The organism is Cellulomonas citrea (assembly GCF_009829685.1).
In the GTDB taxonomy this organism is placed as follows: Bacteria; Actinomycetota; Actinomycetes; order Actinomycetales; family Cellulomonadaceae; genus Cellulomonas; species Cellulomonas citrea.
On the sequence record NZ_VWSD01000131.1, the window covers coordinates 1 to 8331 of the forward strand.

The window sequence follows — 8331 nt, forward strand, 5'->3', positions numbered from 1 at the left end:
CGGGGACCGCCCAGCGCAGCGCGCGGCGAGGTGCTCGGGACGGGACGGGAGTGCTCATGGCACCTACCGTGCCGCACCGGGGCTGAGCGGGTGCTGAGAGCCGGCACGCCGCGCCGGTCGGCAGCGGGGGGCGCGCGGGTGCGACGATGCGCGGGTGCGGGTGCTGCTGGTCGACGACGAGGTCGCGCTCACCCGTGCCCTCGTGCGCGGGCTGGGTGCCGAGGGCTTTGCCGTCGACGTCGCGCACGACGGGCTCGGCGCGCTCGAGCTGGCCGGTGACCGGGACTACGACGTCATCGTGCTCGACATCATGCTGCCGCGGCGCAACGGCTACGACGTCGTGGCCGACCTGCGCGCCCGCGGTGACGACACACCGGTGCTGCTGCTGTCCGCCAAGGACGGTGAGCACGACGTGGCCGACGGGCTGGACCTGGGCGCCGACGACTACCTCACCAAACCGTTCAGCTTCGTCGTCCTGGTGGCCCGGCTGCGGGCCCTGCTGCGCCGTCCGCCGACCACCGCCGCGCCGGTGCTGGTGGCCGGAGGGGTGAGCCTGGACCCCGCCGCCCGGCAGGTGCGCCGCGACGGGCAGGTGGTCGACCTCACGGCCCGTGAGCTGGCGCTGCTGGAGTACCTCATGCGCAACCCGGGGCGGGCCGTGGGCAAGGTGGAGCTGCTCGACCACGTGTGGGACAACGGCGGGGAGGACGTCAACCTCGTCGAGGTCTACGTCGGCTACCTGCGGCGCAAGCTCGGCCGGGACGTGGTGGCCACGGTGCGCGGGGCCGGCTACCGCATCGGGGCCTGAGCCGTGCGGCAGCGGCTGCGCACCCGGCTCACGCTGGTGGCCACCGGGCTGCTCGCGGTCGCGCTGGTCGCTGGTGCGGTGCTGCTCGCCGGTGTGCTGTCCAGCAGTCGGCTGTCGGCCATCGACCAGGTGGTGCGCAACCGCGTCGACCAGCTGACGGCGCTCGCGCTGAGCGACCAGCTGCCGTCGGCGCTGCCGGTGTCCGAGCCGGGGGAGATGGCCCAGGTGCTCGACGCGGACGGCCGGGTGCTGGCCACCTCGCCGAACGCCAGCCGGACGCTGCCGCTGCTCGCGCCGGACCAGCTGGCCTCCCTCGCCCGGCAGGCGGGTGGCGGCACCCTGCTGCGCACGTCGGACCAGGGCAGCTACGACGCCCAGGTCCGGGTCGCGGTGCGCGTCGTACCCGCCGGCGACCAGCGGCTCGTCGTGGTCGCGAGCATGCCGCTGGCCGAGGTGCAGGGGCTGCTGCGTGCGCTGCGGGTGGCCCTCGTGGGCATCGTGCCGGTGTGCACCGCGCTGTTCGGGCTGGCGCTGTGGCTGGCCCTGGGGCGGGCCCTGGCCCCGGTGGAGCAGCTGCGATCCGCTGCCGCCCAGGTGGTGGACGCCGGCGGCCCGGGGGAGCTGCCGGTGCCCGAGCACGGTGGTGAGCTGGCCGCCCTGGCACGCACGCTCAACGAGATGCTCGACCGGTTGCAGGCGGCGGCGGCGCGGCAGCAGGCGTTCGTGGCCGATGCGGCGCATGAGCTGCGCTCGCCGCTCGCCTCGATCAGGACCGGTGTCGAGGTCGCGCAGGCGCATCCGGACGTGTTCGAGGCCGGTGAGCTGGCCGAGGAGCTGGCACCCCAGGTGCTGCGGATGCAGCGTCTGGTGGACGACCTGCTGCTGCTCGCCAAGGTCGGTGCGCGGCCGCGGGAGGCCACCGGGCTCGACCTGGCCGGGCTCGTGCGCGAGGTGGCCGAGGGCCTGCCCGCCCGGGCCGAGGTGCGGCTGGACATCGGCGGGGAAGGGACGGGTCGGGGCGACCGCGAGGCGGTGGCCCGGGTGCTGCGCAACCTGCTGGAGAACGCGCTGCGGCACGCCGGATCGCAGGTCACGGTCGAGGTCGGTGACGGACGGGTCGTGGTGGACGACGACGGCGCGGGGATCCCGGCCGCCGACCGCGAGCGGGTGTTCGAACGCTTCGTCCGCCTCGACGACGCCCGGGAACGCGATGCGGGCGGCAGCGGGCTCGGGCTGGCCATCGCACGCGAGCTGGCCCGGGAGGGCGGCGGCGACGTGCGCCTCGACCAGGCGCCCGCCGGGGGTCTGCGCGCCGTCCTCACGCTGCCCGGCCCGGCGTCCGTGGCCCCGGCGAGCAGTCGCAGTCCGAACCCGGTGACCACCTGATTCCGGCTCGGGGCGGTGGGCCGCTGGCTACCCTGGCCAGGTGAGCACGCGCGACCCCCGGCGTCGGGCGTCGACCTACCGTGCCGAGCACGAGCAGCCGTCGGCCCCCGGGCGGCCGGGTGCCGCCGACGGTTCCGGTTCCGCCGACGGTCCCGGCGCCCTGGACGGCGACCAGGCGCCGACGCCGGGCGGTCCGCCGCGGGCCACCGGCCAGATGGCGACCCGCGGGGTGTGGGTCGACCACCTCGTGGACGAGGCGATCCGCCGCGGCGAGTTCGACGACCTGCCGCTGGCGGGCAAGCCGATCCCCGGGCTGGGGTCGGTGCACGACCCGGACTGGTGGCTCAAGGGCCTCGTGCGTCGTGAGCACGTGAGCGGGGACGGGGTGCTGCCCGAGGCGCTCGCCCTGCGTGCGCTCGACGAACGCCTCGACGCGCGCCTGGACGCCCTCGCGCACGAGGACCGGGTCCGGGCGGTGCTCGTGGAGTTCAACGCCCGGGTGGTCGCGGCGCGCCGTCAGCTCACCGGCGGCCCGCCCGTGGTGACGCCGTTGCGGGACGTGGAGGAGCAGGTCGCCGCCTGGCGGGAGCGCCGGCTGCCGGCCGCCGCGTCGGTCCCGCAGGTGCCCGCGGCACCGCGCGCCCCCCGCCGCCGGTGGTGGCGGTGGGGTCGTGCGACGTCCGGGGCCGGTGACGGCGAGCCGTCGCAGGCCCCGGACGTCGAGGGCTGAACCCTCAGTCGAGCGTCGCGAGCAGCGCCAGCACGACGTCGGCCGAGCGCTCGGCTGCGTCGTCGACGCGCACCGTGTGGTCCTGCCCGGCGGTGGGGCCGCACAGGTCGCTGACGCCGCGGACCGAGACGTACGGCACGCCGAACAGGTGCGCGACCTGGGCCAGGGCGGCGGACTCCATGTCGACCGACTGCGCCTGCGGGAAGGTGGCGCGCACGGTGGGCAGCGTGCGCCCGTCGATGAACGAGTCGCCGGACAGCACCAGACCGCGGCGCAGCGGACGCCCCGTCGTGGTGGCCAGCGCCGCCTCGACGAGCGCGGGGGTCGAGCTGAACCGCTCGGGCATGCCGGGCACCTGGCCGAGGGCGTAGCCGAAGGTGGTCGCATCGGCCGCGGCGAACAGCAGGTCGTCGGCCACGACGACGTCACCGACGTGCACGTCGAGCCCGACGCCGCCGGAGGACCCGGCGCTCACGAGCATCCGGGGGGCGGAGGCGGTGAGCGCGGAGGCACCCGCGACGGCCGCGTTGACCAGCCCGATGCCGGAGCGCACGAGCAGCACCGTGCGCCCGTCGACGGCGAGCAGGTGCTGCACGGCACCGCCGACCTGCGTCGCGTGCCCCACCACCTGGGCGCGGTCGAGGAACGGCTGGGCCTCGTCGGCCATCGCGACGACGACGACCGCGTCGACGCCGATCATGCGACGGGGACGACGACGGCCCACTCGTCGCGGTGCTCGAGGTACTCGCGGGCGGCGGTCTGGGCGCCGGACAGGGTGTGGTGCGCGCCCCAGCCGCACTGCACCTCGTTGGCGGCCGGCACCTCCTGGGCGACGAGGATGTCGGAGAGCGTGCTGGCGACCAGCTCCATGACGTCCTCGAGGTCGGGGGAGCCGGCGAGCATGAGGTAGAAGCCGGTCTGGCAGCCCATCGGGGAGAAGTCGAGCACGGCGTCCGAGTGGTCGCGCGAGTGCTCGGCGAACAGGTGCTCGAGGGAGTGCACGGTGTCCATCTCCAGGTGCGCGACGTTCGGCTGGGTGAACCGGATGTCGTACTTGGAGATCACGTCGCCGTGCGGCAGCGTCTTGCGGTCGGCGAGGCGCACGTAGGGCGCGGCGACCGTGCGGTGGTCGAGGTTGAACGACTCGACGTTCATGCGCGGGGTCATGGGTCCCAGTGTTCCGCACGCCCCGGTGCGCTGCGCACCTGCCTGTTACTCATCGGTACGAATCCCTCCCCGTGGACGTATTCGTGAGGCAGACTGTGGGCTGCACCACACCTGGGCCCTTGGTCCCGGTCGGGGAGGGCCCGCCGTCCGTCGAAGGAGACACCGTGGTCTTCCGCTCGCCCCTGCCCGACGTCCAGATCCCGGACGTCAGCCTCTACGACTTCCTGTTCGCTACGCTGCGCGAGGACGAGCTGGACCGCATCGCCGTGGTCGACGGCCCCTCGGGGGCCACCACCACCTACCGCGCGCTGCGTGACCAGGTCGACGCCCTCGCCGGTGCGCTCGCCGCCCGCGGGGTCGCCCCCGGCACCGTCGTCGGGCTGCACGCGCCGAACGTGCCGGCCTTCGCCGTGGTGTTCCACGCGATCCTGCGCGCCGGCGCCACCGCCACCACGGTGAACGCCCTGGCCACGGCCGACGACGTGGCGTCCCAGCTCGCCGCGTCGGGCGCCAGCCTGCTGCTCACCGTCAGCCCTCTGCTGCCGGCCGCGGTCAAGGGGGCCGAGGTCGCCGGGCTGGGCGCGTCCCGCGTCGTCGTGCTCGACGGAGCACCCGGCCACGAGTCGCTGCGCGACCTGCTCGGCGAGCGCCGGCCGGCCCCGCAGGTCCAGGTGCGGCCCGACGACCTTGCCGTGCTGCCCTACTCCTCGGGCACCGCCGGCCGTCCCAAGGGCGTCATGCTCACCCACCGCAACCTCGTGGCGAACGTGCTGCAGGCCGCCCCGTACGCGGGGGTGCGCGACGACGACGTCGTGCTTGCGCTGCTGCCGTTCTTCCACATCTACGGGATGACGGTGCTGCTCGACCTCGCGCTGCACAACCGGGCGACGCTCGTGACGATGCCGCGGTTCGACCTCGTCGAGTTCTGCCGGATCGTGGCCGAGCACCAGGTGACCTACGCCCCGATCGCACCCCCGGTCGCGGTCGCGCTGGCCAGGCACCCGCTCATCGACTCCTACGACTTCAGCTCGTTGCGCACCGTGCTGTCCGGCGCCGCACCGCTCGACGAAGGGGTCGGTACCGCGGTGGCCACCCGCCTCGGGGTGCGGATGCTGCAGGGCTACGGGATGACCGAGATGAGCCCGGTCTCGCACCTCACACCGATCGACCGGCCGGACATCCCGGTGGGCAGCATCGGGCTGACCGTGCCGAACCTCGAGTGCATGATCGTCGTCCCCGGCACGCGCGAGGAGGTCGAGGTGCCCGCCGACGGGCCGAGCGAGCCCGGTGAGCTGCTCTGCCGCGGGCCGAACGTCATGGTCGGCTACCTCGGAGACCAGGTCGCGACCTCGGCCGCGCTCGACCCCGACGGGTTCCTGCACACCGGCGACCTGGCGACCGTCGACGCGGCCGGTGTGGTGCGGATCGTCGACCGGCTCAAGGAGCTCATCAAGTACAAGGGCTACCAGGTGGCCCCGGCCGAGCTCGAGGGGCTGCTGCTGTCCCACCCGCAGATCGCCGACGCCGCCGTGGTCGGTGCCCGCGACGACGAAGGCGAGGAGGTGCCCAAGGCGTTCGTCGTGCCGGTCGCGGGCGTCGAGCTGACCGCCGCCGAGGTCATGGACTTCGTGGCGGCCAAGGTCGCGCCGTACAAGAAGGTGCGGCAGGTCGAGTTCGTCGAGGCGATCCCCAAGTCGGCCGCGGGCAAGATCCTGCGCCGCGAGCTGCGGGCGCGCGCCCGGGGGTGAGGCGGCGCCGGGCGACGGCCGGGTGGGGCACGGCCGGGGTCAGCGCCCGCGCAGCCGGTCCGTGAGACGGCGTTCGCGCTTGGTCGGCCGCCCCGCGCCGCGTTCACGCTCGGCGACCGCGACGCGGCGCTCCTTGGGCACGGGTGCCGGTGAGCGGTCGAGGTAGCAGGCGACCGCCACCGGCGCACCGACCCGTTTGACGACGAGCCGCTGCACGAGCACGACACGCTCGCGCTCACCGCCGCGGATCACCACCTCGTCACCGGGCACCACGATGGTCGCAGGTTTGGCGCGTTCGCCGTTGATCCGCACGTGACCGGCGCGGCACGCGGCACCGGCGGCCGACCGGGTCGGGAACAGCCGCACGGCCCAGCACCAGGCGTCGACGCGAGCCCGGGTGACCTCCATGCGCCCGAGCGTACGGCGGCGACGGACCGACCGGTCCGTCGCCGCCGTACCGCCGGGTCAGCCCCGCAGGCGGTGGTAGGCCTCGATGAGCGAGCGGGTCGAGGAGTCCTGGGCGGCCAGCGCCGCCTCGTCACCGGCGACCGCCGGGGCGACCTGCAGCGCGAGCTGCTTGCCGAGCTCGACGCCCCACTGGTCGAACGAGTCGATGCCCCAGACGGCGCCCTGCACGAACGTGATGTGCTCGTACAGCGCGATGAGCTGCCCCACGACCGACGGCGTGAGCGAGGGGGCCAGGATCGAGGTCGTCGGCCGGTTCCCGCTGAACACCCGGGCCGGCACGATCGCCTCGGCGGTGCCCTCGGCGCGCACCTCGTCGGCCGTCTTGCCGAAGGCCAGCGCCTTGGTCTGGGCGAAGAAGTTGGCCAGGAACAGCCCGTGCACATCGGTGCCGCCGTCGACGAGCGGGTGCGCCGGGGTGGCGCACGCGATGAAGTCGGCCGGGATGAGCCGGGTGCCCTGGTGGATGAGCTGGTAGAAGGCGTGCTGGCCGTTGGTGCCGGGCTCGCCCCAGAAGACCTCGCCGGTCGAGGTGGTGACGGGGCTGCCGTCCCAGCGCACCGACTTGCCGTTGGACTCCATCGTGAGCTGCTGCAGGTAGGCCGGGAACCGGTGCAGGTGCTGGTCGTAGGGCAGCACGGCGTGGGTGTGCGCGCCCAGGAAGTTCGTGTACCAGACGTTGAGCAGGCCCATGAGCAGCGGCACGTTCGCCGCGGCCGGGGTGGTGGCCATGTGCTGGTCGACGGCGTGGAAGCCCGCGAGCAGGCCCTCGAACGCCTCGCGGCCCAGGGCGATGACGAGCGAGGTGCCGATCGCCGAGTCCACCGAGTAGCGTCCGCCGACCCAGTCCCAGAAGCCGAACGCGTTGGCCGGGTCGATGCCGAAGGCCGCGACCTTGTCGAGCGCCGTCGAGACCGCGACGAAGTGCGCGGCCACGGCGGCGGCGCGGGCGGTCTCGGTGTCCTCGATCCGGCCCTCGGCCACGAGCGTGTCCAGCAGCCAGGTGCGGGCCAGGCGGGCGTTGGTGAGGGTCTCGAGGGTGCCGAAGGTCTTGGACGCGACGATGAACAGCGTGGTCGTCGGGTCGAGGTCGGCGACCGTCTCGGCCAGGTCCGTCGGGTCGATGTTGGAGACGAACCGGCAGGTCAGCCCGTCCTTGACGTACGGCTTGAGGGCCTCGTAGACCATCACGGGCCCCAGGTCGGACCCGCCGATGCCGATGTTGACGACGGTCCGGATGGCCTCGCCGTTCACCCCGGTCCAGGCGCCCGTGCGCACCTTCTCGGCGAACGCGTAGACCTTCTCCAGCACCTCGTGCACATCGGCGTCGACCTGCTGGCCGTCGACGACGAGCGCGGGCGCGGCACCGGCGGGGCGGCGCAGCGCGGTGTGCAGCACGGCGCGGCCCTCGGTGACGTTGATGTGCTCACCGGCGAGCATGGCGGCGTAGCGGTCGGCCACCCCGGTCTGCGCGGCCAGGTCGAGCAGCAGCTCGACCGTCCGGTCGGTCACGAGGTTCTTGGACAGGTCGACGTGCAGGTCGGCCAGCGGGAAGGTGAGCCGCTCGGCCCGCTGGGGGTCCTGGGCGAACCAGCCCCGCAGGTCGGGGGTGAGGGTGGCCTGGTGCTCGGTGAGCTGCTGCCAGGCGGGCGTGGTCGTGGGATCGATCGGCGTCGTCACGGGTTCACCGTACTTTCCGTCGGCGCAGGTGCACGAGGACGTCGGGCCGGGGTGGCGGTGCCGCCCGCACCGCGCGACCGGCCGGGCGCGGACCGGTCAGGATGGGGGCATGGGTCGCGTGACGTGCATGGGGCTGACCACGCTCGACGTGGTCCAGGTGGTCGACCGGCTGCCAGGGCCCGACGAGAAGCTGGTCGCCTCCGACGGCTGGGTGGCGTTCGGCGGTCCGGCGGCCAACGCGGCGGCGACGAGTGCGGCCCTCGGTGTGCCCACGCGTCTGGTGACGGCTCTGGGGACCGGGCCGGTGGCCGACCTGGCGCGGGCCGGTCTGGCGGCCGCGGGCGTCG

Annotated in this window: 9 protein-coding genes; 5 read left to right on the forward strand and 4 right to left on the reverse strand. The window is 74.3% G+C overall.

What is annotated here, in order from left to right; translation table 11 throughout:
• Window positions 1-154 precede the first annotated feature (154 nt).
• From F2B26_RS12675 to F2B26_RS12685, 3 genes are read left to right on the forward strand one after another with little or no spacing between them, the layout of a single operon-like run.
• Window positions 155-808, forward strand: a complete 654-nt coding sequence (locus F2B26_RS12675) for a response regulator transcription factor (RefSeq protein ID WP_159809924.1) — start codon at window positions 155-157, stop codon at window positions 806-808.
• Window positions 809-811: 3 nt separating this feature from the next.
• A complete protein-coding gene (locus F2B26_RS12680) occupies window positions 812-2194 on the forward strand; it encodes a sensor histidine kinase (RefSeq protein WP_159809926.1) in 1383 nt (460 codons plus the stop codon).
• 40 nt (window positions 2195-2234) lie between these two features.
• Window positions 2235-2924 carry a DnaJ family domain-containing protein gene (locus tag F2B26_RS12685; RefSeq protein WP_235929656.1) on the forward strand — a complete coding sequence of 230 codons (690 nt, stop codon included), beginning with the start codon at window positions 2235-2237 and terminating at the stop codon, window positions 2922-2924.
• 4 nt (window positions 2925-2928) lie between these two features.
• Here the strand turns inward: F2B26_RS12685 and mtnN are convergent, their stop codons facing one another.
• Entirely contained in the window at window positions 2929-3624 is a 696-nt protein-coding gene (gene mtnN, locus F2B26_RS12690; protein ID WP_159809928.1) for a 5'-methylthioadenosine/S-adenosylhomocysteine nucleosidase, read from the reverse strand.
• Window positions 3621-4091 (reverse strand): S-ribosylhomocysteine lyase, encoded by a 471-nt coding sequence (locus F2B26_RS12695; protein ID WP_159809930.1) that lies wholly within the window; start codon window positions 4089-4091, stop codon window positions 3621-3623. Before F2B26_RS12695 ends, mtnN begins: the two co-directional genes overlap by 4 nt.
• A 164-nt stretch (window positions 4092-4255) precedes the next feature.
• On the opposite strand from F2B26_RS12695, the gene F2B26_RS12700 reads away from it, so the two are divergent.
• A complete protein-coding gene (locus F2B26_RS12700) occupies window positions 4256-5839 on the forward strand; it encodes an AMP-binding protein (protein WP_159809932.1) in 1584 nt (527 codons plus the stop codon).
• A 39-nt stretch (window positions 5840-5878) separates the two neighbouring features.
• On the opposite strand, the gene F2B26_RS12705 is transcribed toward F2B26_RS12700, so the two are convergent.
• A complete protein-coding gene (locus tag F2B26_RS12705) occupies window positions 5879-6247 on the reverse strand; it encodes an RNA-binding S4 domain-containing protein (RefSeq protein ID WP_159809934.1) in 369 nt (122 codons plus the stop codon).
• A gap of 57 nt (window positions 6248-6304) precedes the next feature.
• Window positions 6305-7984 (reverse strand): glucose-6-phosphate isomerase, encoded by a 1680-nt coding sequence (pgi, locus tag F2B26_RS12710; RefSeq protein ID WP_159809936.1) that lies wholly within the window; start codon window positions 7982-7984, stop codon window positions 6305-6307.
• A gap of 109 nt (window positions 7985-8093) precedes the next feature.
• Between pgi and F2B26_RS12715 the strand changes: the two genes are divergently transcribed.
• A partial coding sequence (locus tag F2B26_RS12715; protein ID WP_235929657.1) for a PfkB family carbohydrate kinase occupies window positions 8094-8331 on the forward strand: 238 nt, incomplete at its 3' end.

Excerpts from the sequence above, each read along its gene's own strand:
- F2B26_RS12705 (WP_159809934.1), bottom strand. The coding sequence starts at position 6,247 with ATGGAGGTCACCCGGGCTCGCGTCGACGCCTGGTGCTGGGCCGTGCGG.
- F2B26_RS12695 (WP_159809930.1), bottom strand. The coding sequence starts at position 4,091 with ATGACCCCGCGCATGAACGTCGAGTCGTTCAACCTCGACCACCGCACG.
- mtnN (WP_159809928.1), bottom strand. The coding sequence starts at position 3,624 with ATGATCGGCGTCGACGCGGTCGTCGTCGTCGCGATGGCCGACGAGGCC.